The 24,791-nt window shown below is 60.4% G+C and carries 25 protein-coding genes and 1 pseudogene; 14 read left to right on the top strand and 12 right to left on the bottom strand.

What is annotated here, in order from left to right; all coding sequences use genetic code 11:
* The first annotated feature begins 3 nt into the window (after positions 1 to 3).
* Positions 4 to 519, top strand: coding sequence for a DUF3237 domain-containing protein (locus tag ACZ2HM_RS17145; RefSeq protein ID WP_037477963.1), 516 nt, complete (start codon positions 4 to 6; stop codon positions 517 to 519).
* Complete coding sequence (locus ACZ2HM_RS17140; protein WP_052027577.1) at positions 520 to 1,338, top strand: SDR family NAD(P)-dependent oxidoreductase; 819 nt, start codon at positions 520 to 522, stop codon at positions 1,336 to 1,338.
* Here ACZ2HM_RS17140 and ACZ2HM_RS17135 read toward each other — a convergent pair.
* From ACZ2HM_RS17135 to ACZ2HM_RS17115, 5 genes are read right to left on the bottom strand one after another with little or no spacing between them, the layout of a single operon-like run.
* On the bottom strand, positions 1,330 to 2,259 hold the full coding sequence (locus ACZ2HM_RS17135; protein ID WP_052027576.1) for an SDR family NAD(P)-dependent oxidoreductase: 930 nt from the start codon (positions 2,257 to 2,259) through the stop codon (positions 1,330 to 1,332). The genes ACZ2HM_RS17140 and ACZ2HM_RS17135 overlap by 9 nt on opposite strands.
* A gap of 3 nt (positions 2,260 to 2,262) precedes the next feature.
* On the bottom strand, positions 2,263 to 3,747 hold the full coding sequence (locus ACZ2HM_RS17130; RefSeq protein ID WP_037477954.1) for a carotenoid oxygenase family protein: 1,485 nt from the start codon (positions 3,745 to 3,747) through the stop codon (positions 2,263 to 2,265).
* 2 nt (positions 3,748 to 3,749) lie between these two features.
* Positions 3,750 to 5,372 carry a GMC family oxidoreductase gene (locus tag ACZ2HM_RS17125; protein WP_470426875.1) on the bottom strand — a complete coding sequence of 541 codons (1,623 nt, stop codon included), beginning with the start codon at positions 5,370 to 5,372 and terminating at the stop codon, positions 3,750 to 3,752.
* Positions 5,373 to 5,390: 18 nt separating this feature from the next.
* Positions 5,391 to 7,610 carry a PQQ-dependent dehydrogenase, methanol/ethanol family gene (locus ACZ2HM_RS17120; protein ID WP_470425798.1) on the bottom strand — a complete coding sequence of 740 codons (2,220 nt, stop codon included), beginning with the start codon at positions 7,608 to 7,610 and terminating at the stop codon, positions 5,391 to 5,393.
* Positions 7,598 to 8,512, bottom strand: coding sequence for an NAD(P)H-binding protein (locus ACZ2HM_RS17115; RefSeq protein ID WP_470425797.1), 915 nt, complete (start codon positions 8,510 to 8,512; stop codon positions 7,598 to 7,600). The genes ACZ2HM_RS17120 and ACZ2HM_RS17115 overlap by 13 nt, the downstream gene beginning before the upstream one ends.
* A gap of 96 nt (positions 8,513 to 8,608) precedes the next feature.
* Here ACZ2HM_RS17115 and ACZ2HM_RS17110 point away from each other — a divergent pair, with 96 nt between their 5' ends.
* Positions 8,609 to 9,106, top strand: coding sequence for a nuclear transport factor 2 family protein (locus ACZ2HM_RS17110; RefSeq protein ID WP_470425796.1), 498 nt, complete (start codon positions 8,609 to 8,611; stop codon positions 9,104 to 9,106).
* A 41-nt stretch (positions 9,107 to 9,147) separates the two neighbouring features.
* Complete coding sequence (locus ACZ2HM_RS17105; RefSeq protein ID WP_052027575.1) at positions 9,148 to 10,362, top strand: multidrug effflux MFS transporter; 1,215 nt, start codon at positions 9,148 to 9,150, stop codon at positions 10,360 to 10,362.
* Positions 10,363 to 10,368: 6 nt separating this feature from the next.
* Here the strand turns inward: ACZ2HM_RS17105 and ACZ2HM_RS17100 are convergent, their stop codons facing one another.
* A complete protein-coding gene (locus ACZ2HM_RS17100; RefSeq protein WP_156106137.1) occupies positions 10,369 to 10,914 on the bottom strand; it encodes a MarR family winged helix-turn-helix transcriptional regulator in 546 nt (181 codons plus the stop codon).
* 47 nt (positions 10,915 to 10,961) lie between these two features.
* Positions 10,962 to 11,354 carry a nuclear transport factor 2 family protein gene (locus tag ACZ2HM_RS17095; protein WP_037474108.1) on the bottom strand — a complete coding sequence of 131 codons (393 nt, stop codon included), beginning with the start codon at positions 11,352 to 11,354 and terminating at the stop codon, positions 10,962 to 10,964.
* Between the two features lie 98 nt (positions 11,355 to 11,452).
* Between ACZ2HM_RS17095 and ACZ2HM_RS17090 the strand changes: the two genes are divergently transcribed.
* The 6 genes from ACZ2HM_RS17090 to ACZ2HM_RS17065 all read left to right on the top strand — a co-directional run bounded on the left by ACZ2HM_RS17090 (position 11,453) and on the right by ACZ2HM_RS17065 (position 16,723).
* Positions 11,453 to 11,842 carry a nuclear transport factor 2 family protein gene (locus tag ACZ2HM_RS17090; protein ID WP_096062991.1) on the top strand — a complete coding sequence of 130 codons (390 nt, stop codon included), beginning with the start codon at positions 11,453 to 11,455 and terminating at the stop codon, positions 11,840 to 11,842.
* A gap of 20 nt (positions 11,843 to 11,862) precedes the next feature.
* A complete protein-coding gene (locus ACZ2HM_RS17085) occupies positions 11,863 to 12,612 on the top strand; it encodes an SDR family NAD(P)-dependent oxidoreductase (RefSeq protein ID WP_470425795.1) in 750 nt (249 codons plus the stop codon).
* A 13-nt stretch (positions 12,613 to 12,625) separates the two neighbouring features.
* A complete protein-coding gene (locus ACZ2HM_RS17080) occupies positions 12,626 to 13,129 on the top strand; it encodes a DUF3237 domain-containing protein (protein ID WP_470425794.1) in 504 nt (167 codons plus the stop codon).
* A gap of 12 nt (positions 13,130 to 13,141) precedes the next feature.
* Complete coding sequence (locus tag ACZ2HM_RS17075) at positions 13,142 to 13,543, top strand: nuclear transport factor 2 family protein (protein WP_470425793.1); 402 nt, start codon at positions 13,142 to 13,144, stop codon at positions 13,541 to 13,543.
* Between the two features lie 25 nt (positions 13,544 to 13,568).
* A complete protein-coding gene (locus ACZ2HM_RS17070; protein ID WP_470425792.1) occupies positions 13,569 to 14,081 on the top strand; it encodes a nuclear transport factor 2 family protein in 513 nt (170 codons plus the stop codon).
* A 323-nt stretch (positions 14,082 to 14,404) separates the two neighbouring features.
* Positions 14,405 to 16,723, top strand: a complete 2,319-nt coding sequence (locus ACZ2HM_RS17065; protein WP_470425791.1) for a TonB-dependent receptor — start codon at positions 14,405 to 14,407, stop codon at positions 16,721 to 16,723.
* Positions 16,724 to 16,807: 84 nt separating this feature from the next.
* On the opposite strand, the gene ACZ2HM_RS17060 is transcribed toward ACZ2HM_RS17065, so the two are convergent.
* Genes ACZ2HM_RS17060 through ACZ2HM_RS17040 form a run of 5 tightly spaced genes read right to left on the bottom strand, consistent with a single transcriptional unit; the run spans position 16,808 to position 20,437 of the window.
* On the bottom strand, positions 16,808 to 17,182 hold the full coding sequence (locus ACZ2HM_RS17060; RefSeq protein ID WP_470425790.1) for a VOC family protein: 375 nt from the start codon (positions 17,180 to 17,182) through the stop codon (positions 16,808 to 16,810).
* Positions 17,179 to 17,700, bottom strand: coding sequence for a hypothetical protein (locus tag ACZ2HM_RS17055; RefSeq protein ID WP_037474092.1), 522 nt, complete (start codon positions 17,698 to 17,700; stop codon positions 17,179 to 17,181). The genes ACZ2HM_RS17060 and ACZ2HM_RS17055 overlap by 4 nt, the downstream gene beginning before the upstream one ends.
* A complete protein-coding gene (locus ACZ2HM_RS17050; RefSeq protein WP_237748796.1) occupies positions 17,697 to 18,116 on the bottom strand; it encodes a c-type cytochrome in 420 nt (139 codons plus the stop codon). Before ACZ2HM_RS17050 ends, ACZ2HM_RS17055 begins: the two co-directional genes overlap by 4 nt.
* Entirely contained in the window at positions 18,113 to 19,654 is a 1,542-nt protein-coding gene (locus ACZ2HM_RS17045; RefSeq protein ID WP_470425789.1) for an FAD-binding oxidoreductase, read from the bottom strand. The genes ACZ2HM_RS17050 and ACZ2HM_RS17045 overlap by 4 nt, the downstream gene beginning before the upstream one ends.
* Before the next feature lie 24 nt (positions 19,655 to 19,678).
* Positions 19,679 to 20,437 (bottom strand): SDR family NAD(P)-dependent oxidoreductase, encoded by a 759-nt coding sequence (locus ACZ2HM_RS17040; protein WP_470425788.1) that lies wholly within the window; start codon positions 20,435 to 20,437, stop codon positions 19,679 to 19,681.
* Between the two features lie 303 nt (positions 20,438 to 20,740).
* Here ACZ2HM_RS17040 and ACZ2HM_RS17035 point away from each other — a divergent pair.
* The 4 genes and pseudogenes from ACZ2HM_RS17035 to ACZ2HM_RS17020 all read left to right on the top strand — a co-directional run.
* Positions 20,741 to 20,833, top strand: a pseudogene (locus ACZ2HM_RS17035) (IS6 family transposase); the annotation flags it as partial.
* A gap of 360 nt (positions 20,834 to 21,193) precedes the next feature.
* Positions 21,194 to 23,590: a glycosyltransferase gene (locus tag ACZ2HM_RS17030; protein ID WP_470425787.1), complete on the top strand. Its 2,397-nt coding sequence runs from the start codon at positions 21,194 to 21,196 to the stop codon at positions 23,588 to 23,590.
* Positions 23,591 to 23,595: 5 nt separating this feature from the next.
* Positions 23,596 to 24,195 (top strand): hypothetical protein, encoded by a 600-nt coding sequence (locus tag ACZ2HM_RS17025; protein WP_156106135.1) that lies wholly within the window; start codon positions 23,596 to 23,598, stop codon positions 24,193 to 24,195.
* 65 nt (positions 24,196 to 24,260) lie between these two features.
* Positions 24,261 to 24,431: a DUF4214 domain-containing protein gene (locus tag ACZ2HM_RS17020; protein WP_150125764.1), complete on the top strand. Its 171-nt coding sequence runs from the start codon at positions 24,261 to 24,263 to the stop codon at positions 24,429 to 24,431.
* Positions 24,432 to 24,791: the final 360 nt, after the last annotated feature.

Raw genomic sequence — 24,791 nt, 5'->3', positions numbered from 1 at the left:
AGCATGTCCCTCTTCGATCAAATCGAGGCCGTCCCCGACATGCCGGGCATGGAACTTGCGCTGGAAGTGCGCCTGCGCTTTCATCCCCTGCCCCGCCTGAAAGACCTGCCCACCGGCCCCGACAAGGGGATGGTCACCGTCTCGGCGGGCGAATTTCGCGGGCCGACCCTCAATGGCACGGTGCTGCCTGCAAGTGGCGGGGACTATGCCACCTTCCGCAGCGACGGCGTCGTGCAGCTCGACGCGCGCTATCTGCTGCAAGAGGCCGATGGCACGCCGATCATGCTCCACAACCGAGGCTTCATCTGGGGTCGCACGCCCGATGTGATGCCGCGCTTCAGCCGCATCGCCAATGGCGCCAGCGATGAGCGTGTCGATCCATCCGAATATTATTTCCGCACTTTGACGAGCTTCGACGTGCCCAAGGGCAAGCATGATTGGCTCGCCCGCCACGCCTTCATCGGCGCAGGAGCGCGGCTGACGGATGGCAATGTCGTGCGCTATTACAAGATCCTTTGAATGACGCCGTTCGATGGCAAAGTCGCGGTCGTCACCGGCGGGGCAAGCGGCATCGGCCTTGGTATCACGAGGGCACTGCTCGGCGCGGGCGCGCAAGTCGCCATGCTTGATCTTCGCGCCGATTATATTGCGCAGGCGCGAGCCGGGCTTTGCGACCATGAAAGCCGCCTCGCTTTTATCCAGACCGACGTCAGCGACCGGGCGGCCATGGCACAGGCAGCGCAGGGGGTGGTCGATCAGTTCGGGCGGGTCGATATTCTGGTCAATAACGCCGGCGTCGGCATCCAGCGTAGTTGGGATCAGGTGACTTATGCCGACTGGGATTTCGGGCTGCAGGTCAATCTGGGCGGCGTCATCAACGGCATCATGACGTTCGAACCGCTGCTGCGCGCCAATCCATCGGGCGGTCACATCGTCAACACTGCCTCCCTTGCCGGGCTCGCAACCGTGCCCGCGGCAATGGCGATTTATGGCACCACCAAAACCGCGATCGTCGCGCTGAGTGAGGCGCTCGCGCCGGAATTTTCTGCGGCTGGCATCGGTGTGAGCGTGTTGTGCCCCGGTCTCGTCCGCAGCAACATCCTCGATATCGACGGCAACCGACCGACGCGCTTCATCGGCAGCGTGGCCGAGCGCAGGGCGACGCCGGAAGATCGCGAACGCATCGCTTCCGATAGCTGGATGGACCCCGACAAGGTCGGCCAGATGGTGCTGGAGGGCATCGTCGAAAAAAGGCTCTACATCATCACCCATCCCACCCATCGCGACAAGTTCGAGGCGCGGGTTGCAGCGGTGCGCGAAGCCTGGCCGTCAGCCTAGCGTGGTTGGCGGCCAGGGCTGTTCGACCAGCCCCTCCGCTGTCATCATCCAGCACATGTCTTGCTGCGGCAGTAATCCAAGCGCCTGCTCCAGCGCACTGATCGTCCACGGTGCGCCGCCATTGTCGATGCGATAATCCGCTGACCAGGGCCGGTAGAAATAGACCTCATCGCCCCGACATCCCAGCAACCGCCCCGTGAAGCGCGCATCAGGCAGGCACAGGCATAAGAGCAGCCGCGCGGCATGGTCAGGCGCGAACAGATCATAGCCCTCGCGCGCCGCCATCATCTCCTGAACGGCCTGCGGTGCCTTCTCGATCAGCCTTGTTCTTGCGATGGGCGACAAGGCATTTACCCGCACGCCAAGCGGCGCCAACTCCTGCGCTGCACTCATCGTCAGCGCCGCCATCGCCGCCTTGGTCGCGCTATAAAGGCCGATGGGCGGGATCGGATGCGGTCCGGCGGGCGAGGAAATATTGACGATCGCGCGCGGCGTGGGCGTTTGCGTGCGCCACAGGCGCGCAGCGGCGTCGATCAGCGCCGTCGCCCCTTTCACATTGACGCCGAACTGCCTGTCCCAATCCGCTTCGCTCAAATCCCCCAGCAGCCCCGAACGGCTGATCCCGGCATTGTTCACGAGGATATCGAGGCGGCCATGCTGGACGCAGATGCCGCTCACCAGAGCCTGCGCTGCCGACCAGTCGGATATGTCGCTCATGTCAGCGGACGCCACGCCCCCAGCCGCCATGATCTCCGCGACGACGGCCCGCGCAGGCCGATCATCGCCGCCCTCGCCGAGGCTGTTGCCGCCCAGATCATTGACGATGACCTGCGCGCCTTCCGCCGCCAGCGCGCGCGCATAGGCCCGGCCTAAACCGCGCCCCGCGCCCGTGACGAGCGCAACCTTGCCCGCCAGCCGCATGGCTCAGGCCACACGCTCTGCCTGTTGCACCCGCGCGCCATCAAGCTGCGCGCGCGATACCCAGCTGCCATGCACCTGCGCCCGCATCGGCAATGGCATCGGCACGCGGGCGATCGGCCCCTTGGCGATATCCTCGGCTTCGACGATCCACAGTTCGGACTGGAACATATCCTCCCCACTCTGACGGTCGACTACCGCGAGCAGCCAGCCATCATGATCGGGCGTAGCCGAGGGGACGTGGACCGGCTCGCTGATCGCCATGCCGAAATCCAGCGGCATCATGTCGATCCGGCCATTACCCGGCTCGATGCGCAACATCGCGTTGAAGGCCGCGCCCACGGGACCACCCGGCAGCGGCGGGCCGCCCTGGGGATTCATGCTCATATACCAGGCCGCGCGATAGGGGCGGCCCTGATCGACATCGCGCAGGCGCGGCATGTCACCGGGCGGCCCCATCACCCGCTCCGCATAGCTTTCGCCATCCTTGCTCATGTCAAAGGTCCAGCGCGTAAGCCCGCCGCCAATCTCGCGCTGATCGCGCTGGATGCCACCCGCCTCGCGCATGAAGCCGAACGCATTGGTGTCCGAAAGGCACAGGTCGAGATGGACCAGATCGCCATCGTCAAAGGCGTTGACCAGATGAAAAGCGGAGATGCCGGGGCGTCCGCGGAACCAGCGCATCTCCTCCACCTTGCCATAGCGCGGCATGATACCGACCCAGCTCTCCAACTCCTGCTGATGCGCCCAATGCGCGCCGCCAGCCTTGAGCCTCTCAAGATCGGCGATTGTCGGGAAGATCGGGAAGATCGCGTATTTTTCACTGATCGCGAAGTCGTGAATGGTTGAGCAATAGGGCTGCTCAAACCATTGCTCGCTCGTCAGATTGCCGTCCTTGTCCGCGATGCAATAGGCCACATCCTTGGTACACAGGCCGCCCGCCTCATAGCCGAAGAAGAACATTTCGCCGGTCTGCGGATCGATGCGCGGATGCGCCGTGAAAGTTTGCGAGCGCAGCGCGCCATAATAATCCCAGCGGCCGATCGTCTCCAGCGTATGCGGATTAATCTCATAACCAAGCCCATCTTCCTTGGTCATGAACAGCCGCCCCGCGTGCCAGACCGGCGTGGTATTGGCGACGGTGCGGTCCTTGTCCTGGGCGGCGGGATCATCCGTGAACGGATTGCGATATTGGCCAAACAGCGCGCGCCGCGCCTCGCGCTCCAGCTTGTAACGCTCGGTCTCGACATAGCGGATCGCATAATCGACCTTGCCGCCGCTTATGGCGAAGCGGGCAACCATGCCATCGCCCGACAACACGATATCATCCGCATACATGGGCGGCACGGCAGGATCGGGCACCGCGCGGAAAAACGCGCCATCCACCTCGGCGGGAATGTCCCCGATCACATCGAGATTGCGCGCCGACCATTCGATGCCGACCGGTGTATTCAATCCCGTGAAGTGGATGGTTTTTGGGAAGTTCGCCACTGTCATCCTCCTATATGTTCGTTCTTGCGCAGCGTGCGGATCACATGATCCGAACCCTTGTCGCCAATCATGATCGCGGTCGCATTGGTGTTGCCCTGCGGTAGCGTCGGCATGATCGACGCGTCGGCAACCCAAAGCCCCTCCACGCCGATCAGCTTGAGGTCGCTATCGACCACCGCCATCGGATCGTCGCGGCGCCCCATCTTTGCCGTGCCGACGGGATGATAGAGCGGGATCGAAGCCATCCGCACATAATCGCGCAACTGCGCCGGGTCGGTCATCGCCGCGCCTGGCCGCAACTCGCCCTTGATGAAGGGCGCCACAGCGGGCTGCCGCAAAATATCCCGCGCAATAGCGATGCCCTCGACGATCTGATCGATATCATCCTTGCTGCTCAACTGCTGGTGCGCGATGACCGGCGGCGCCAGCGGATCAGCAGAGCGCAGCGTGATCCGCCCCCGGTTCCTGGGCCGCATCAGGCCGACCAGCGTCGAGATTGACGGGTTCGGGCGCAGCATCAGCCGGCCCTGTTCGTCAAAATCAAATGCGAAGGCCGCAAAGGAAATCTGGAGATTGGGCGCGGGCAAATCCGCCCGGCTCTTCACGAACGCCTGCGCATGGCCGATCGCCGTGGTCAGCGCGCCCTTGCGGGCCAGCGCGAACTTCATCACCTGCCATGCCCCGCGCAGTCCCTTTGCATCACTGTTGAGCGTGACCGCATCGACATCATTCACGATATGCGTGCCGACATGATCCTGCAGATTGCTCCCCACCCCTACCCGGTCGCAAACCACATCGATGCCCATCGCGCGCAGATGATCGGCGGGGCCGATGCCGGAGAGCATCAGCAGGCGCGGCGTGTTCATCGCGCCCGCGCTCAGCACCACGCCATGCCGCGCCGTCAAGCGCTTCTCCTGTCCATCCTGCAAATAGACGATACCGGTCGCCCGCTTATCCTCCACGATGATGCGCAGCACTTGCGCCTCAAGCAGAATGTGCGGGGCATTGCCGCCCTTGCGCTCATGCAGATAGCCGCGCGCAGCCGAGCAGCGCGTACCGCCGCGCTGCGACACCTGCACATAATCCACGCCCTCAGCCTGCTCGCCATTCAGATCGGTCGAGCGCGCGATACCGGCCTGCTGCGCCGCCGCGATCCACGCATCGGTAATGGGATAGCGCGCCCGCCCTTCCGACACCGCAATCGGCCCGCCAGTGCCGCGCCAGGCATCTGCGCCACGCTCATTATCTTCCAACCGGCGGAAATAGGGGAGGACGGAGGCATAATCCCAGCCCAGCGCCCCCTCCCGCGCCCATTCGTCATAATCCCAGCGATGGCCGCGAATGAACATCATCCCGTTGAGCGCGCTGCCGCCACCAAGCAGCTTGCCCGCGGGCCAGATGTCGGCGCGGCCGCCCAGGGTCGGATCAGGCTCCACCTGATAGCACCAGTCGAACTCCGGGTTCTGCACCACCGCGCTGGTCAGCGCAGGAATGCGCGAGCGATAATGTCGATCGGTGCGCCCGGCCTCGACCAGCGTCACCGTCAGGCCGCCATCGGCAAGCCGCCCGGCCATCGCAGCACCGCCCGATCCGCCGCCCACGACGATGATGTCCGGTTCTTGCATCATACGGCCTTCATTCCCTTAAAAGCTGGACATGATCGCCGCACTGGGCGCGTCGAGCGGTTTGCCTGCCGCCTTGAGTTTCAACTCGGCCGCGCGCGTCTTGCCCTGCTCGGCGATCAGCCAGGCATGGATGGCCGCTGTGTCCTGGGCGGTAAGAATATCGTCCCACCGTGGCATGCCATTGGGCAGCAGCAGCCCTTCCCCCACGATCTGCTGGAAGGCATCATGCACGCCCGGCTGCATCCGGCGCAGGTCCGGCACATTGGCGCGCAGTTGGTTGGAATGGCAGATCGCGCAATTCTCGAAGAACAGCCCCTGCCCGCGTGCCAACACCGCAGGCGTGACGCCCGCCGCCTGCGCAGGCGGCTGCGAAGCAACCTCCGTGGGTGGCAGCGGCTCAGGTTGCGGCACCGGGCCGCCATCGATGCGGAAGACCAGAATGCGATTGGCATTGCCATTGCGATAAGCGGCTGAATAATTCGGCACATAGGACCAGCCACCGCCGCCAAAGCCGGTCGCCACCGCGACATATTGCACGCCTTTCACCCGATAGGTCATCGGCGCCGCCATGATCGAGCTGCCGGTCTGGATTTCCTTCAACAGCTTGCCGCTGTCGGCATCGCGCACCATCAACTTGCCGCCAATCGTGCCGTGAAAGATCAGGCCGGAGGCTGTCGACAACACGCCGGAGCGATCCTGCCATCCCTCCATCTGCACCGCCCAGCGGGACTTGCCCGTCAGCGGATCGATCGCGCGCAGCTCGGACGAGAAGGGCTTTTCCTTCACCCATTTCCAGGCAGGCAGCGCCTCGACCTGCGCGCGCAGTGGCGGCGGCAGCGTTGGCAACACATCCTGCAATTGCGGCGTGAAGATCAGGCTGGTGCCGACATTCAGCGCACGCGGGCGTCGGGGGTCGTTCGCTTTGTCCGGCGGAACCGTGAACATCAGATTGCCCATATCCAGCACGGCCGCGAAATAGAGCTTTCGCGCCGGATCATAAGCAGGCGGATACCAATTGCGCGCGCCTGCCGACGCCGGGAAGATGATCTTCGGCCCCTTCCAATATTCGGACTCGTCCGGGGTCAGGTTGGGCTTGCCGGTCTTGAGGTCAAAGCCCTTCGCCCAATTGGTGCGCACCAGCGCGTTGATCCGCAGCGGCTTGCCAGTCTCCCGGTCCAGCACGAACAGATAGCCATTTTTGGGCGCATGCAGGATGACCGGACGGACCTTGCCGTCAATCTCCATGTCAGTCAGCACCATCGGCTGGGTCGCGGTATAGTCCCAGCTATCGCCGGGCGTTTCCTGATAATGCCATTTCACCCGGCCCGTCTTGCGGTCCAGTGCGACGATGGATGACAGGTAGAGATTGGTGCCGCCTGCGGGCGAGCGACGGCTGATCGCATAGGGGCCGCCATTGCCCACGCCGATATAGACGGTGTCGAATTGGGGATCATAATTGATCGCATCCCAAACCGTGCCGCCGCCGCCAATGTCCCAGCGGCTCTTCGGATCCCAAGTCTTGAGCGCGTCTTCCAGTTCAGGATTTTCCTGCGGCCCGCTTTCGGGGTCGCGCGGCACGGTGAAGAAGCGCCAGGCCTGCGTCCCATCGCTTACGCGATAGGCCGTCACATAGCCGCGCACATCATATTCCGCACCGGCATTGCCGATCACCACCACATCGCCCGCCACATCGGGCGCGCCGGTGATGGTGTAGCCACGGTCATGATCGATAATGGTATCGACCGACCAGAGCGTCTTGCCGGTTTTGGCGTCGAGCGCATACAGCTTGCCATCAAGCGACCCGACGAAAACCTTGCCGCCTGCCACAGCGACGCCGCGATTGGCCTGATCGCAGCAAGCGGCGCGATTGACCTGCATGTCCACCTCTGGTTCGAAGGTCCAGAGCGGTTTGCCGGTGGCAGCATCCAGCGCATAGACCCGGCCCAGATTGCCGCTGGTATACATCACCCCATCGATCACGACGGGCGTCGCCTCCTGCACGCGGTTGGTGCCAAGGTCATAGTTCCAGGCCAGGCCCAGCTTGGCGACATTGCCAGGCTCGATGTCGGTCAGGCGCGAAAAATGGCTGTCATGCACATCGCCGCCGGGGAAAGCCCAGTCATCGCCCGCGCCATATTCCGACGAAGCACCGCCCGCACAGGCCGACACCAGCGCAACCCCCACCAGCGCGGACAAGCCACGCAGCGACTTGACGATCGCAAGCATCAGACGGGCCACGCTGCCTGATGCGCGATCATCACCTCGCGCAGGGATTTGGGCTTGCGACCCGTGATGCGCTCGACCGTGTCGCTCAGTCGGCCGAAATAGCCCTCGCGGATCGACCGGCCGAATGTCACCATATCATCGCTCGACCAGGGGATCGGCCCCTCCGGCATGATGTCGGAGGCATGGCGCGGCACGCCGAGCGAATCGAAATAGGTGAACATCGCTTCGTCATCGACTTGCTCGACGGTGATGGGCTTGCCGGATAGTTCGGTTACCATCGCCATCGCTTCGGGGATCGAGATCAGGTCCGGCCCAGTGATGTCATAGGCGCAATTGCCATGCCCATCCTGCGTCAGCACGCCCGCAGCCGTTGCCACGCAATCATCCCGGCTGACGAAGCCCACCTTGCCGTCGCCGCAATTGTCCGGCTTGTGCCCGGCCAGCAACGCGGGAATGGCCATCGCCGTCGCCACCGCCTCCGCATATTGGCTATCGCGCAGATGCGTCCATTGCGCGCCCGATGCCTCGATAATCTCTTCCGTCGCGCGATGATCATTCTTCACGATCGCTGGATTGTGCGGCTGGTCCGCCGAAATGAGCGAGGTGTAGACGATATGCCGCACGCCCTGCGCGACGGCTGCCTCTACCGCATTGCGATGTTGGCCAACGCGCGATCCCACGCGCGCGGTACTGATCAGCAGCATCCGCTCGCCGCCCCGCATCGCGGCGGCAAGCGTCGCAGGATCATCGAAATCCGCATGGCGCACATCTGCACCACGCTGCACAAAATGCGCGAGCTTGGCCGGTGTGCGGGAGAGCAATATGAGGTCTTCCGGCGCACAGGCCGCCAGTAATAGCTCTGCCGCAGCGCCGCCAAAGGAGCCGGACGCTCCGGTTATGATGATCTTGCCCATGGCCATCCCCTCACTGACTTTTGCAATGTCGTTGCATTTGATAGTAACGATTGTTAGTATCGCGTCAACATGTGCTGAAGTGGAGAGGAAAGAAAATTGCCATCGCTAGCAATCGAGGACCGCATTGCCCTGCAGGATCTGATCGCCGCCTATAGCTGGGCGCTCGATACGGGCGATGTGGAGGGGCTGGTCGCCTGCTTCATGCCGGACGCGCGCATGAGCGAGGAAGTGTTCGACGAACCCGATGTGTGGGAAGGCCATGATGGCATTCGCGGCATCGCCGAACATTATCGCAACGCCGCTGGCTTTCCCGGTCGCCAGCATCATGTGACGCAGGTGCAATATAGGCCGCAGGAGGACGGCAGTTGCAAAATGCGCAGCTTCGCCTTCGTGACAGAGTGCAACGGCGAGCCGCCTTATCTGCTGCGCTTTGCAGGCTGGTATGATGATCTGGCTGTGCGGGGCACCGACGGCCAGTGGCGCTTCCAGCAGCGCACCGTGCGCCTGTGGGATGGCGAAGTCCTCAAGAATTTCCCCGGTCGTGGGCAATGGGTGCCGCGCAAGCGCCCCGACTCGCTCATCATCAAGCGCTGAGCGAGCGACGACAAACAACATAAGACGGCGGGGAATATAGGATGACGATCATCAGGAGCGGCGGCGCATCTAGCGCCGCAGCCGGACCCTCCTTGCTCATGGGACTGGCATTTGGATTGCTCTCCGCGCTCGGCCCGTTCGCGATCGATCTCTATCTGCCCGCCATGCCCGACATGGCGCAGGCGATGGCCGCCGATAGCGGCGCGGTGCAGCGCTCCCTCTCCGCCTTCTTTCTGGGGCTGGCCATCGCCCAAATCCCGCTCGGCTGGCTCGGTGATCGCTTCGGTCGGCGCAGGCCTTTGATCTGTGGCCTTGCCCTCTTCGCGGCGGCCTCCCTGGGCTGCGCTCTGGCAAACGACATCGACCAGTTGATCGCGCTGCGCTTTCTGCAAGGCATGGGTGCCTGCGCAGGCACCTCCAGCGTGCGGGCGATGATCCGCGATCAGCATAGTGGCCACCACGCCGCGCGGCTGATGGCCTTCACCTTCCTCATCATCGGCATATCGCCCGTGCTTGCGCCGCTTGCTGGCAGCTACCTGCTCCGGGCGACTTCCTGGCAGGGACTGTTCGTCATTCTGGCGAGCGCCGGATCGGTCGCGCTGCTCTGCGTGGCGCTGTTCCTGCCTGAGACATTGCCGCCCGCCCGCCGCGTCGCTTCCCGATCGATCGTGCAAGCCTGCGCTTACCTGTTGGCAAAGCGTGCCTTCGTCGCCTGGGCTTTCGTCGCGGGCATGGCGACGACGATTCCCTTCGCCTTCGTGACTGCCGCGCCCTTCCTCTTCTCGCAGGGCTATGGGCTGACACCGCATCAATACAGCCTGCTGCTGGCACTGAACGCTATCGTCTCGATCATCGCGACACAGTTTGCGCCCGGCCTCATGCGGCGGCTCGGCGTGCGGCGGCTGGTCACGATCGTCGTGCTGATCGCAACCATGGCGACGGGGGCCATCGCGCTCGCGGCACTTACGAGCGGGGACGTACCGCTCGCTATGGTGCAAAGCTATTCGATGCTGATCTTCGCCGCATCAGGCCTGATGCTGACGCCTGCCGCTATTTCCGCACTCGATGCATCCGATCAAGGCGCCGGTGCCGCCGCAGGCCTGCTCGGCACGCTCCAGCTTGGGGTTACGGCAGCCGGGAGTGGCGCGGTCTCGCTCTTCCCCTCCTTCACCATTCTCCCGCTTATCAGCATATTGGCGGGGGGCTTCCTGCTGGTGCTGGCGGCAATGGCCGTGCTGCGCCCCTGCCAGGAATGAACACGTCTATTCCTCAGGCGGCCTGGTCCGCTCCAGGAACAGCGAAACCCCATTTTCGTCACGCGCTTCCAGCGTGTCGATCAGCTTGCCGAGCATCGCGTTGAAGTTCGCGATTTCCGCCGGTTTCAGAGCCGACACAAGATAGTCGGCAACGGAATCGGTTTGCGGCCGCATGGCCTTGTACAGCCGCTCGCCCTCCGCCGTCAGGCTCAACGTCTTGCGGCGTCGGTTCGTCTCGTCCCTGTCCACCATGATGCGGCCATGCTTCTGCAACGCCGCTACCGCACGCGAAACGCTCATGGGGTTCACGCCCGTCAACTCGACCAGTTCATGGCTCGCAGAATGGGGGAAGCGGCCAATCAGCATCAGCAGGCGAAACTCGTTGAGGCTGATCTTGTGCCGATGTTCCAGATAGGTCGAAAAGGGGGCCATCAACTTGTTGGCAAGCTTCAGCACGCCATGCAGCGCGTCGGCCGAAGCGCTTTCGCGCGCTTGCGGCGTCGGTGGTTTATCCATGGCGTCGGATGCTTTGCGTCCAATATTCTTCGACATATGTCTCGCCTAACACATCTGGGTGTTCATGAGTCAACCACCCGCCATCATGCCATCGTACAACCGACGCTGGTGAATTTTCCATCCGCAAGATGATAGTGAATATATTGCCGCATGTTCTGAACCTCGCCTTTGGCGATGGGCATGAACTGCTCCAACCCTTGCGCTTTTAGCACATCGGCAGTCAGGTCGCGCAAGCCTTCGACGCGGATGATCCCTTCCAGCGCGACAAGTTCGTCGCTGCTGGCGAACCTTTCTATGACAACGCTCTCCTTCACATAGCTGTGCAGGAAGCTGTAGAAACGCTTGAAAGCATCCCTGTCGCTCAGATCGATGCCGAAGAAGCCGATCCGGGCGCCTGGCGCATAAAAATCCAGGACTTTGTCATAGTCCCGATCATTGAATGCCTGCACATACCGCTCATACTCTGCGCGTTCCATCACCCTCTCCTCACCCCATTTTGATCTTGCGCGATTTAATAACGATCGTTACCGTTTAAGCAAGAGGCCGCACAGACGAGCCGTGAGAGGATGGTGCAATGAGCAGAACGCTGCAGGAAGAGCGCAACCTGAAGCTGGTCCAGGACATGTTCGATCATGTGCTGATCCCCTTCGATGCCGACGCTGCCGATCGCTACATCGCGGCCGATTACATCCAGCACAATCAGCTAGTCGATACCGGAATCGAACCGCTCAAAGCCTTTCTGCGCAAGGTGCGGGCCGAAAGCCCCAACGCCACCCACGACATCAAGCGGCGCTTTGCCGATGGCGATCATGTGATCGTCCATTATCATGTCTGCCGTTGGCCGGGCGACGCCGGTTTCGCCGTCATGGATATCTTCCGTATCGCGGGCGACAAGATCGTCGAACATTGGGATGTGATGCAGGATGTGCCTGCGGACAGCCCCAACCCCCACTCGCCATTCTGACCCCGGACAGGAGAAGACCCATGCGCTTTACCGACAAGGTCGTACTGGTCGTCGGCGGCAATAGCGGCATAGGGCTAGCCAGCGCCCAGGCCTTTGCGGCGGAGGGCGGCATCGTCCACCTCACCGGGCGCGATCAGGCGACGATCGACAGTGCCGTCGCCAGCATCGCGGGCGCGACGGGCTACCGGGCGGATGTTGCGGATCTGGCGAGTCTGGACCCGGTGATCGCCGCCATCAAGGCGCGACATGGGCGGCTCGATATCCTCTTCGCCAATGCGGGCGTTGGCGGTTTCGCGCCCGTGCGCGACATTACGCCGCAGGATTGGGACACGGTTCACGCCGTCAATCTACGCGGCTGCATCTTCACGATCCAGAAGGCGCTGCCGTTGATGAGCGCTGGCGGATCCATCGTGGTCACAGGGTCGATCGGCGGCCATGCCTTCGTGCCCGGCAACACCACTTATGCCGCTGCCAAGGGTGGCCTTGCGGCGGCGCTCAAGGTGATCGCCGGCGAACTGGTGCGCGAGGGCATCCGCGTCAATCTGGTAAGCCCCGGCCCAATCGAAACGCCCTTGCTCTATCGCAACCCTGGCCTGACCGGAGACGCGGTGGACAGGCTGCGCGAACAGATGATCGATGCCATACCGATGCGCCGCATGGGCAGGCCCGAAGAGGTTGCCCGTGCCGTACTGTTCTTCGCATCGGATGATGCAAGCTTCATCACTGCCGCCAATCTGTTCGTCGATGGCGGCACGCTCGAACTGGGTTGAGGGATATAGCGCAATGGACAATATTTTTTCGACGATCGACAACCCCAAGCTGGAATTTGCGATGGAAGTGCGGCTGCAATTCCCGCGCGTCCAGACCATCGCGAACAGTCCCTGGGGCGGCACGCGCAGCGCGGTCTATGTGGAAAGCGGTACCTTTGAGGGGCCACGGTTGCGCGGCAAGGCCGTGCCGGGGTCCGGCGGCGACTATGCCTATTTCCGGCCCGACGATGTGGCGGTGTTCGATGCGCGCTACATGCTGGAGGAGGAGGATGGCACGCTGATCCTCCTCAACAATCGGGGCTTCCTGTGGGGCCGCAAGCCCGACACGATGGAAAAATTGCGCGACTGGGCCTTTCGCGAGGGCGAGCCAGTCCAGCAGCAGGACTATTATCTGCGCGGCAACCCCAGTTTCGAATGTTCGGTCGGCAAGCATGATTGGCTGACCAAGCATGTATTCGTGGGCGTCGGCGAGCGCCGCGCCGACGGCAATGTGTTGCGCTACTACGCGCTTACCTGACGGGAGATCGCCATGACCACCGCCGAGGAAACGCTCGAAGAACGCAACAGCCGCATCGTCATCGACATGTGGCAAAAGGTGATCCGCGAAGGGAGCCGCGAAGCGGTGCTGCGCTACATCGCGCCCGGCTATATCCAGCATAATGTCAACATGCCTTCGGGCCGGGAGCATCTGTTGCGGCTGGTCGACATCATCAAGGATACGCCAGCCGACTTCAATCCGCCCCGCCACAAGGAACTGGTCCGCACCGTGGCACAGGGCGATCATGTGGTGGTGATCTGGGAGCAGGAGCAGGACGATCCCAATCTTCCGGGCGCGACCTATACAGGCCATGCCTTCGACATGTTCCGGCTGGAAGATGGCATGATCGTCGAACATTGGGACGACACCCGCAAATGGCCAAAGCCCTGGTGATCGCAACATAACAGGGGAGCATGACATGAGGGAACGCATCACGAGTTTGAAGCCGGCCATCGATGCGGCCGACGGCCAGACCGCGCCCGTCATCGCGGCCGATCACGCGCAATTGCTGCACAGCGACGATCCCGTTCTCGCCGCCAACAAGCGGCTATGCTACGATATGTATCGCACCGTGCTGCAGGCAGGCCATGCCGACCGCGCACCGGATTTCATCGGCCCACACTACATCCAGCATAATCCCAATGTGGTGAGCGGCGTCGAAGCCTTGCAGGCCTTCATTCGCGGATCACGCCCACAGCGCGAGATTTTGCCGCACATCGAACTGCCGCTGGTATCGATCATCGCCGAGCGGGACATGGTGAACTTCACCTTCGTCCGCACCGAGAAAGACGGTGACGGCAAAAGCTATCACACCAGCTGGTTCGATCTGTTCCGCATCGAAAATGGCAGGATCGTCGAACATTGGGATCCCGCGATGAAGAGCGCGGACATGCTGAAACTCGACCCCAACGACAATAAGATCGGGCGTTAGCTTTTGCCCCGTGGGGCATTCCGACCCTCGCATCCATCACCATCGTCAGTCTCGAAGTGCGAACCGCGCATACAGAATCGATACAATCAATAATAACGAACGATATTATTATCATTCTTGCTCTTGCTCATATTGATAACGTTCGTTATGGTTATTGCACGACTAGCAAGCGGTTCCGCGGGCTAGAGTCGAGTGAAGGAGAGGTCTGCTATAGGGTGTCCGACCTTACCCGCGTGCAGCGTTGACGGTGGCAATAAGCCCTGATTCGCGGCATGATGGTAGTCGGCAATGCAGGCACTCCCTTGAGGCATTGGGGAGGAAATATGTCTAAAAATCAGCTGCTCTCGGTCCGGTTCGGCGTTGCCATTGGTGCGATGGCCTGGTCGATCGCCACGCCTGTCCTGGCGCAGGAAACAAATGCGGCCGCATCCGCGCGCGATGATCAGGGTATCAGCGATATCATCGTCACCGCACAGTTCCGCAATCAAAGCGTGCAGGAAGCGCCGCTTGCCATTACGGCCGTGGACGCATCGCTCATGGAAGCACGCAGCCAGACCAGCGTCGAGTCCGTCGCGCAGCGCGCGCCGAGCGTCACCTTCTCCGCTGGTGGTCAGGGCGGCGGCGCGCAGACCGCCGCCGTCAACATCCGGGGTATCGGTGCCACCGATTTCCAGTTCCCGAATGAACCTGGCGTCGGCATCTATATCGATGACGTCTATTATGGCATCAGTTCGGGTGCGGCGTTCGATCTGGTAGATCTGGACCGCATCGAGATTTTGCGGGGGCCACAAGGCACGCTGTCAGGCAAAAACTCCATCGGCGGGTCGATCAAACTCTTCTCCCGCCGTCCCGATGATGATTCCGACGCCTATGTCGAAGCCTTGTACGGCTCCTTCAACCGCGTGGGCCTGCGCGGCGCGACGAACTTCACCCTGGCGCAAGACAAGCTCTATGCGCGCATCTCCGGCCTGGCCCGTCATGTCGACGGCTTCTTCAAGCGGCTGGACTATGGCTGCGTTACCGGGGTTGCGGCCCCCGGCGGCACCTTCGCCTCGCCTGCCGATGATTGCGTGATCGGCACGGAGGGCGGCCAGAATATCTATGCCGTGCGCGGCGCCTTGCGTTGGATCGCATCCGACCGGATCGAGAATAACCTGATTGCCGATTTCACGCAGGACAGTTCGGAAGCATCGCCGGGCAAGGCGCTCTTCCTGCCCCCCGTCGATGGGCGCAATTATCTCACCGCGCCAAACAGCTACACAAGCTATGCCAATTACACCGGTCTTCCCGGCACAGCCAATCAATATACGAACAAGGGTCAGAGCAATCTGCGCAGTTGGGGCGTTTCCAACACGCTCGATATCACCCTGTCCGACATGTTTTCGTTAAAGTCGATCACGGCATACCGCTACGCCAAGGGTGCCAGCTCCTGGGATGCGGACAATTCGCCCGAAGATATCTCGAACAATGCGAGCGGATTCCTGCACGAACAGTTCACGCAGGAACTCCGCCTGTCCGCCGAATTCGGCGATATGCTCGAAGTCACGACCGGCGTTTATTATTATAAGGGCGACAGCAACCAGAGCGGACGCATCCAGGTCGGCGTCGCGGGTCTCGATTTCTTCTATGACGACCCGTTCGAACAGACGTCCAAATCCGCCTTTCTGCACGGCGTCCTTCATGCCACGGATCAGCTCAACATCACGGGCGGCATTCGCTATACCGACGAAGACAAAAGCTACACATTCCGCCGCATGAGCCCCATCCCCGGCCTGCCGACCGATCCTCGCGTCGCCTCGCTGGATGGCCTTGTCGGTGAATTTGCCGGCAAACGCTGGGACTATCGCGTCGCTGTGGATTATGAGGTCGCGCCGGACGTGCGCTTCTATGCGCAGGTCGCGACGGGCTTCAAGGGCGGCGGCGTCAATCCGCGCCCCTATCTCGCGCAACAGCTGGTTCCGTTCGAACAGGAAACCTCGACCAGCTATGAAGCCGGCTTCAAGAGCATGTGGCTTGATCGGAAACTGCGCCTGAACGGCGCCTATTATCACAATAGCTACAAAAATTATCAGGGGCTCACGTCGAGCTGCCCCGACATCAGCCCGCCCGGTTTCCCCTTCTGTTCGGCCACCCGGAACATCGGCGACGCCAAGATCGACGGTCTGGAACTGGAATTCGACGCGCGGCCCGTGCCTGGCCTCTCGATCGACGGCTCCGTCAGCTACACCGATTTCCGCTTCACAAGCGCGGCGTTGGGCAGCGGCATCATCCCCGGAACCACGGAGGCACCATTCGTCTCGAAGTGGAAATATGCGGCCGGCGTGCAATATGAGGTTGGGCTGGGCAAGCATGGCTCGCTCACGCCGCGCCTCGACTATACCTGGCAATCGAAGTTCGAAACAACGATCCCCAACAATATCCCGAACTTCGAATTCGGCCGCGTGGAATCGCGCGGGCTGCTCAATGCGCGCCTGACCTACCGCACGCCCGACGATGCATGGGAAGCGGCGCTGGCTGCTACCAACCTCACCGACGAATTTTACTTCGTGAACAAATATGACCGCTTAGCCCAATCAGGCAATGCCTATGGACAGCCGGGTCGTCCGCGCGAAATCATCTTCAGCGTGAAGCGCAAATTCTGACACGCCGCTCGGCGAATGAAGAGCGCCCCGTCCACATTGGCCGGGGCGCTCTCTTTGTTGGCCGGGGACTGTCAGGCGGCGGGGCTAGAGAAACTGCACCAATTCGATCTCATGCCCCTCCGGGTCATCGATCAACGCGACGCGCGTGCCCGGAATATTGAAAGGCGCGCGCTTGATCCTCGCCCCGGCCTTGATCGCCCGCGCGACAGCAGCATCGGCATCCTGCGTGACGAAGCCGATGACGCCCGCCGCTGGCCGCTCATCCCCATTTCCACCGGTCTTCCAGTTCAGCAGGCCCAGCATGAAGCCATGGCCCTCCTGCCGCAGCAGGACTTCCTCGAAATCGGCCTCATCGATGCGGATATGAACCGCCATATCGAAAACGGCCGTGTAGAAGGCGATCATGGAATCGAGATCGGCGACGTACAGCTTGATGAAGCTGAACTGCCCCGCGCTCATCGCAGCGTCAGCACCCAGCTGAAGGCCGGCTCGGCGGCACTGGCATAGGATAGCGGCTCGCATCGCTCGATCCCACCGATGGCCAATTCCGCAAACGCCTCCGGCCAGCGCCCGCCAGCCAGCCGCGCCAAGGTTGCAAGCGATGTCGCTTCGGGCACGCAGATCGGCACCATATCGCCTGCGACGCGATGCTGGATCAGCGAAATCCGGCGATAGCCCGCCTCCTGTGCAACCTCGCTCACCATCACCGCATCGGCCTGACGGGATACGCCGAAGAAGGCGGCTGGCCGGGTTTGAACCAAGGCCTGCACCTGGCGCACGCGGTCACCGTCCATCGGCTGAGCCGACCCGCCCAGCCTGCGGGCATGGTCGGCAAAGCGCGCGCTTGCAGCGAGACTCGTATCATAGAGCAGCACCGGCTGCCCTTCATGGGCCAGCACGGGCGAACGCAGCGTCGCAGCGGCGGCCGCAGCAATGGCGGCACCCGCAACCAGGCCGCGCCTCGACACCGGCATCATTGCCCGCTCTCCTTTTCGGCCGACAGATAATCGGCGATCTGCTTGAGTTCCGCATCGCTCGCCTCACCGCGCGAGATTGCGGGCATATTGCCGATGCCCATACGCGCCGCTTGCATGACGAACTCGGACGTCAGGTCCGTGCGCTTTTCAAGCAGTGGCTGCTCCGTCCGCCGCGCCAGCAGGCCAGTGCCCATGCCTGCGGGGCCATGACACATGGCGCATTTGTCCAGATATAGCCGCTCACCCGGCCCGGCGTTGGGCCGGGATGATATCGTCTCTGGCGCCGGCATGGGTGGTGGCCCCTTGCTCTGCTCGGTCGCGACAGCCTTGTTGTCCGCGCCGCTGCTGCACGCGCTGAACCCCAGCAGCATCAGTATCCCTGCCCGCCGCATTGCGCCCACGCCCATGCCGGTCATGCCTTCGCTCCCATCATCGACGTGGGCCAGATGCCGCTCTTGCCCGGCGCGATGATGCCCTGTGGATCGAGCGCATCCTTCACCGTGCGATTGAGCTTGGCGAGCGCGCCCCCATTGAAGTCATAGGTGTCCGCGACGGCATCCATATAATCGAGATGGGTGCGATACTCGCCATAGCCTTGCGCCTTGGCATCCGCGATCAGCCGCTTGAGGAAAGGATCGACCCGCTTCATCATCGCCGGATCATCCTTGTCCAGCAGCACCGCGTTCACATTGATGAGGTGGCGCTCGCCAAAGGCGAAGCTCGCCTGATAATCCATGCCAAACTCCTTGTAACAGGCATAGGTGCGCTGAAACTGCGCCAGTGCCGCCTTGCCTGATTGGGGCAGGATCGGCGAAAAGCCGATATGGCCGCCGCGCCCGCCATGCCAATTGGCATTCTGCATCGGAAAGGTCAGCGGCGTGCCGGTCCAGCCGGTCGCCTCGATCGGCTCTCCGGCTTTCCAGGTCGTGGGGCGCAGGCTCATCGGCTTGAGCTTGCCCATCTCCCGCTCCAGCACCGCATAGGCCGCCTTGTTCATATCCTCGCGGCCATAAAGGCGCAGGCTCACGCCCCACCAGCCGACATTGAACTTCTTGCGGATCGCCGCGATGACCTCGTCAGACAGGGCACCGGGCTTGTCCGTCCACTCGCCACGCGTCGTAAGGGTTGCCGCCGCGCGCAGCCAGTTGCCGATGGTCGGCGATTGCTGGAGCAGGCCTTCACGCCGCAAGGGCGCTAGCGCATCGACCAGCGGACCCAAATCCTCTGGCCGCTCAAATTCGATATCCATGCCCATCAGCGATTCCGGCGCGGGCATCAGCCACAGGCCCATCTTGGTCACGATGCCGAAGTTCGACTGCACGAACATCTGGTCCCATGATGGGCCAAAGCCGAATTTGTAGAGCTGCCATGTCGGCGCGCCATCGAGCGCGCCCATGCCGGTGCGCACAACCATCCCATCGGCCATCACCGCCTCGATGCCGCAAATCTTGGTCGTATGCTCGCCATAAGGCGTGTAGCCAACGCCGCGATCCAGCGCATTGCCCAGCACCGACCCCCAGCTATTGCCCGGCACCGACAGCCAGTGCTTCATGCCTTTCGATTTCAGGAAATCATACAGATCGTAGAAGCTGACCCCCGGCTCCAGCAAAACGGTGCCATTGGCCTCGTCATAGTCGATCTTCCGCATGCGCGAGAGATCGAGAATGACCGATCCCGCCAGCAAGGGCGCGCTGCCGCCATAGCCCAAATTTTTGCCGCGACTGATCGGCCAGAGCGGCAATTTGCGCTCCCTTGCCACCTTCAGGATCGCCTGGATTTCCTCGACGGTCGCTGGCGCGACAGCACCGGCGGGATGATGCAGGGCATCATCTACCGCGAACTTGTCCTGATAGGAGAGCTGATCCTCCTCGTTGAAAAACACATGGTCCACGCCGACGATCGCAGCGAAGGCTTGGCGTGCGGCGGCGGCTATGGCGGGGTCGAGCGGTTGCATGTCGGAACTGCCTTTCAGGTCAAATCAGGCCGGAGCCGTCCAGCGGGTGCGCGCCGGTGGCCGCGCCCCGCCATCGAGACGCAGCACCTCGGCATTGATGTAAGGATTGCGGATCAGGAACAGCGCCGCGTCTGCAAACTCTTCGGCGCGCCCGGCGCGCTTGGGGAATTCAGCACCATCGACCAGTTCCTCCACCAGATCGGGCGGCAAATGGGCCGTCATCGGCGTATCGAAAAAGCCGGGCGCAACGCCGACGCACCGAATGGCGTACCGGGAAAGATCGCGCGACCAGACAAGCGTGAGCGCCGCCAACGCTGCCTTGGACGCGGTATAGCTGCCCATGGCCTCCTGCCCCTCGAACGACGCGATCGAGCAGGCGTTCACTATGACGCCCCGCTCGCCGTCCGCGCTGTCAGGCGCGTTGCCGATCATGCGGTGCGCCACCACGCGCGTCACATGCATGGCCCCCATCAGGTTGACGTCCAGCACCCTACGGAAATCGGCGGCATTGCCCGGTGCATCCGGCGTCGCAATCGGACCGAGGCCGCCGATCCCGGCGCAATTAGCCAGAATGGCGATCGCGCCGTCCAGGCCGTCTAGCGCCTTTTCGACAGCCTGCGCGTCCGTAATATCACAGGCCAGAAATTGCGAACCGGCATCGGCCGGTGGGTGAACGTCCATCACGACCGTCCGCGCGCCCTCCGCCTGGAGTTTCGCAGCCAGCGCCGCGCCTAATCCAGACGCCCCTCCAGTAATGACCGCAAGCTTGCCCCTGGGATCCATCTCGCCTCGTTCCTTCGGTCATCGCCGACTCTTTTTTGATAACGATCGTTAGTATGTGAAAGGGCGCATGTGTGTCAAGGCGAGGTGGCCGGTCAGGATCAGACATGACCTCATGGAGAGATTTTCTGCCTGATCCACAAGGCGCAGTGGCCGAGAAGAAACGCTCATCTGATCTGCCCCCACCAAGCAGACCGGCTAGTTGGTAGCGAATATTACGCTCATCACTGCCATATCGGTGGAGCTTGAGCAAAGCGAAGCTGGAGGCTGCAGATGGAGTGAGGTGATTTCCACTCGTCACAGAAAGTGATCCGGCTGGAGGTGCTGATGTATGTCCGCTACCCGCTTAGCCTGCGGTGCGTAGAAGACCTGATCTTCGAGCGCGGCATCGATATCTGCAGACGCAATGGCTGCTTGCCGACAGGGGCCATGACGCCGACGAGTTCAATGATGCTTTGCGTCAAAGGGCATCAAGCCACGCATTCCTGGCCGAAGATCCCCGAACCGCCCGACCACACCACAAACGCCTCAAGGCATCTTGATCTTCTGGCTCTTATCAACGAGCCCTGACCTGAGTGAATAGCAATATCTTGAGAAGTGGGCATAATGAGCGAGAAGGTGCCGTTAAGGCCGCAGCGGTGGCCGGTTCCGCTCGCTATCTAGATCGAGGCGCGCTCCGCCGTTGCTTTGCGCGAGGAGCTTCGTTACCCCCGGCGGAGCACGAGGCGATCGACCGAGCGCTCAATTTAAGGAATAGGGATGTTGCGCGGTACAATGCCTGTTGAAAATAATAATCGAACAGCGATTTTCACGATCAGCTCAAATAATTACATGCCATATACTCGCACGCTGATAAATTCATCAGTCGCGGCACATCCTGACGCTGATCACTTTCTCTGCCTCGCCGATGCCAAGGTAGGGGCAAAAGACTTCTACCCTGAGAAGTGCCAGATTTTGGAAGCATCCGAGTTAGGAATACCGGATTTTCCCGGTTTTGCTTTTCGGTACGATATTATGGAGATGAACACGGCGGCCAAGCCGTATATGTTTCTGCATCTGTTTGAGCAGAACTATGATCGGGTTGTCTATTTCGATCCAGATATCAAAGTATATCGCGAAATCACGCCTGTTTTCGACGCTCTCGATGCCGGAGCGCGGGCGGTGTTCACGCCTCATCTGACGGAACCTGCCGAGACAACAACGCCGCCTGATGACATTACCATTATGCGCGCCGGGATCTACAATTTGGGCTTCGCCGCGTTTCGCCGCAGCGAAGGCGTCGAAGAGGTACTGCGCTGGTGGGCGCGCCGTCTGCGATACCAGTGCATCAATGCCCAAAATGACGGCATCTTCGTGGACCAGAAGTTCATGGATTTGGTTCCTGGCTTCCTTCCTGATGTCGCTATTTTGCGTAATACGACGCTTAATGCTGCCTATTGGAACCTCTTCCAACGATATCTCGAAGAAGATGGTGACGAAGATTGGCTGATGGATGGAGAGCCACTTATATTTTTCCACTTTAGTGGATATGATCCTCGGAATTCTCAACAGCTTTCTAAGCATACGACAATGTTTTCTGAAAATAATGGCGATGCGTTAATAAGCCTGTTGCATGACTATAAGAATGACCTGAAGAGAAATGGATTATATTCCACTCCAAAGGCAAATTATGTCTACGATTGTTTCAAAAGTGGAGCGAAGATACCGACATTCGTGCGCCACTATTTTCGAAATCAGCATCTTACATGGGACGGAAATCCATTTGAAAATTTCCAAAGCTATTTGGAGCAGCCCTCGCTAGGTACGGCGGAGGCTCCCGACGGGCTGGTATGTACTAATCTCATGCACGCCCTTTGGCAGACATCAGACTATCTGCGAGCCACGTACGATCTCACCACGGCGTCGGGCGTAACTGGCCTTTCTCAATGGTTCGTTCGGCATAGCCACCAATCGGGCATTGATCCTCGCCTTACGCACGCAATCGTAGAGCGGGTCAGCAATGCACGCAGGTGGAAGCAGAAGAATCGTCCTCCCGCAGCCCACTCTTCAGACACTGACATATCCGTTATTGGTTACCTCACGGCCAACACCGGGGTGGGTGAGGTTGGAAGACTGACCCTTAAATCTCTTGCCGGTTCCGGTCGTCGGGTTGATGGCATGGACATTGATCTGAATGTCGCCTCTTCGCGCACTAACATGGAGGTGGAGGCCTTCTTGAGCGATAAGCCGGGCGGTCGTTTGCACCTATTTAATATCAATGCCGATCAACTGCCGTTGGTGCAGAGCAGCTATAACGACCGCTTAGGGAACGACGCATATCGCGTTGCAATGCCATTTTGGGAACTTGCCGACTTTCCCGATGCCTGGATTAGCTCTTTCGATCATGTCGACGAGATATGGGCTCCTTCCCGATTCATCCAATCGGGCCTTGTCATGAAGACAAATAAGCCGGTGATCCACATGCCTGTCTCGCTTGATTTTACGACTGACCAAATCTTTGATCGTAAATCCTTGAGGTTGCCGGAGGAACGCTTCATTTTCCTTTTCTCCTTCGACTTCCTTTCATTCAGAAGTCGGAAAAATCCTGAAGCTGTCATCGCTGCTTTCAGTGCAGCCTTCAAAGGAACTTATTATAGCGACCATGTTTCTCTGGTCATAAAATGCGTGAACTCGCATCATGTACCGGACGAATTGAAGCGTATCCGCGATGCAATAGACAATAGCCTAGACGTGCATATCCTGGAAGCGGAACTAACCCGCGCCGAGATGCTCGGATTGGTGCAGGCTGCCGATTGCGTTGTGTCCCTGCACCGCAGCGAAGGGTTGGGGCTGCTTATTGCCGAAGCTATGGCACTTGGCACGCCCGTCATCGCGACGGACTACTCGGCCACGACCGACCTAGTGACAACCGACACCGGCTATCCGGTCGAATATAAGCTCAAAGAACTAAAGGCCGGCGATTATCCGTTCGCGGCAGGCCAGGTATGGGCAGACCCGGACATCTCCCACGCTGCCTGGCAGATGAGGAAGGCCGTAGATGACGCGAACGACAATGATGAGATGTTGGAACGCGCACGAGCCAAAATCATTGCCAACCATGGAACTGAAGCGGTGATCCGCGCCCAAGAGCGTCGTTTGCAAGAGCTGGGATTGTAAGACAGATGACTAACGGCACAGGTCGATTGAACGATGGGAACAATGAAATTATGGATGAAGGCGAACGTAAAGGCGTGACCGTGCGCAGCGATACGTCAGATAAAAGCCCGACTATCTCGAAAGTCAAACAGGTGGGAGTAGACACACGCAGTCGGGAAGCGTTCGAGTTGCTTAAGCTTGGCGAAGCAATTTGCAACCTCCAGGTAGATCAGCGCAAGATGCGGCTGAACGCCGAGGACATGCGGTTTGAACGGGATCGTTACAAGGCATCGGCGGCGGCGTTTCAGGATAAATTGGCGGCCGCTTTGAATGAAAATGGTAGATTGCGTGATTTGCGTGAAGTGCTCGCGACCTTGTCAATCGAGACCAGTGCAGCCTTGGCGGAACGAGAGAATGAACGTGCCCGCCTGATCGCTGCTTTGGATGAAAGTGAAATGCGCCTTGCTATGATGCAGCAGGAGAATGAGCGTCTGCAAAGCGAGTTGATCGACTCCAGAGATAAGGCCGAAGTCATGCGCCAAAAATATATAGAAATGACAATCAATATTATAAAAGAGGCAAATTCAGGCGACGTCGATAGCTCTGATGGCCATGCCTCAAATTAGATTTCTGCGGGTATAAAATCTACCGCCAAAAAGGCAAATATAGTTATAAATATGAGGGCAGTGATATGGCCATGAGCCGTGAAGATGTGATTTGGATCTACAAAATTTTTCTCGGTCGCGAGCCTGAGAGTGAGGATGCAATCGCGCATCAATTGAATATCGGGACATCCCGTATTGAGATGATTGCGCAAATAATCGAAAGCGAAGAATTTGCAGGAAAACATATAGTACGGTGACCCTGACGGTAGATCTGTCGCACTAGGCTGTCGCTAGTGAAGGTAATCACGCCTTCAAAATATCTAGCAGATACTCAAATATCTAGCAGATTCTCCAGGATCGTAGTCATCATTGATTGCGCCGTGTGACAGGTCATCCACCGTAATAGGATTCATTAGTGCTGTATAGGGGTTTGCACTGGTAACAGAAATGGATTGCTGCGCCAGATGCGGCAGCCCTATTCCCACATGGCTTTTTAGCAGTGCCGTAGATGATAATTCACATCGCACTCGACGGGTTTGTTAAAAATATATCTGTTTACGAATTATGCATTTCTGCATTATTTTATTTTTCATCCGATAAAATCGTTTAATTGATAT

This window comes from Sphingobium sp. KKT206, assembly GCF_055640555.1.
Note: the sequence above shows the minus strand (reverse complement) of the source record. Positions and strands in the feature narration are given on the sequence as shown.

Excerpts from the sequence above, each read along its gene's own strand:
- ACZ2HM_RS17085 (WP_470425795.1), top strand. The coding sequence starts at position 11,863 with ATGCGCTTTACCGACAAGGTCGTACTGGTCGTCGGCGGCAATAGCGGC.
- ACZ2HM_RS17025 (WP_156106135.1), top strand. The coding sequence starts at position 23,596 with ATGACTAACGGCACAGGTCGATTGAACGATGGGAACAATGAAATTATG.
- ACZ2HM_RS17065 (WP_470425791.1), top strand. The coding sequence starts at position 14,405 with ATGTCTAAAAATCAGCTGCTCTCGGTCCGGTTCGGCGTTGCCATTGGT.
- ACZ2HM_RS17140 (WP_052027577.1), top strand. The coding sequence starts at position 520 with ATGACGCCGTTCGATGGCAAAGTCGCGGTCGTCACCGGCGGGGCAAGC.
- ACZ2HM_RS17100 (WP_156106137.1), bottom strand. The coding sequence starts at position 10,914 with ATGTCGAAGAATATTGGACGCAAAGCATCCGACGCCATGGATAAACCA.
- ACZ2HM_RS17045 (WP_470425789.1), bottom strand. The coding sequence starts at position 19,654 with ATGCAACCGCTCGACCCCGCCATAGCCGCCGCCGCACGCCAAGCCTTC.
- ACZ2HM_RS17105 (WP_052027575.1), top strand. The coding sequence starts at position 9,148 with ATGACGATCATCAGGAGCGGCGGCGCATCTAGCGCCGCAGCCGGACCC.
- ACZ2HM_RS17030 (WP_470425787.1), top strand. The coding sequence starts at position 21,194 with ATGTTGCGCGGTACAATGCCTGTTGAAAATAATAATCGAACAGCGATT.
- ACZ2HM_RS17080 (WP_470425794.1), top strand. The coding sequence starts at position 12,626 with ATGGACAATATTTTTTCGACGATCGACAACCCCAAGCTGGAATTTGCG.
- ACZ2HM_RS17070 (WP_470425792.1), top strand. The coding sequence starts at position 13,569 with ATGAGGGAACGCATCACGAGTTTGAAGCCGGCCATCGATGCGGCCGAC.
- ACZ2HM_RS17050 (WP_237748796.1), bottom strand. The coding sequence starts at position 18,116 with ATGACCGGCATGGGCGTGGGCGCAATGCGGCGGGCAGGGATACTGATG.
- ACZ2HM_RS17020 (WP_150125764.1), top strand. The coding sequence starts at position 24,261 with ATGGCCATGAGCCGTGAAGATGTGATTTGGATCTACAAAATTTTTCTC.
- ACZ2HM_RS17095 (WP_037474108.1), bottom strand. The coding sequence starts at position 11,354 with ATGGAACGCGCAGAGTATGAGCGGTATGTGCAGGCATTCAATGATCGG.
- ACZ2HM_RS17135 (WP_052027576.1), bottom strand. The coding sequence starts at position 2,259 with ATGCGGCTGGCGGGCAAGGTTGCGCTCGTCACGGGCGCGGGGCGCGGT.
- ACZ2HM_RS17090 (WP_096062991.1), top strand. The coding sequence starts at position 11,453 with ATGAGCAGAACGCTGCAGGAAGAGCGCAACCTGAAGCTGGTCCAGGAC.
- ACZ2HM_RS17060 (WP_470425790.1), bottom strand. The coding sequence starts at position 17,182 with ATGAGCGCGGGGCAGTTCAGCTTCATCAAGCTGTACGTCGCCGATCTC.
- ACZ2HM_RS17055 (WP_037474092.1), bottom strand. The coding sequence starts at position 17,700 with ATGATGCCGGTGTCGAGGCGCGGCCTGGTTGCGGGTGCCGCCATTGCT.
- ACZ2HM_RS17145 (WP_037477963.1), top strand. The coding sequence starts at position 4 with ATGTCCCTCTTCGATCAAATCGAGGCCGTCCCCGACATGCCGGGCATG.
- ACZ2HM_RS17115 (WP_470425797.1), bottom strand. The coding sequence starts at position 8,512 with ATGGGCAAGATCATCATAACCGGAGCGTCCGGCTCCTTTGGCGGCGCT.
- ACZ2HM_RS17075 (WP_470425793.1), top strand. The coding sequence starts at position 13,142 with ATGACCACCGCCGAGGAAACGCTCGAAGAACGCAACAGCCGCATCGTC.
- ACZ2HM_RS17040 (WP_470425788.1), bottom strand. The coding sequence starts at position 20,437 with ATGGATCCCAGGGGCAAGCTTGCGGTCATTACTGGAGGGGCGTCTGGA.
- ACZ2HM_RS17125 (WP_470426875.1), bottom strand. The coding sequence starts at position 5,372 with ATGCAAGAACCGGACATCATCGTCGTGGGCGGCGGATCGGGCGGTGCT.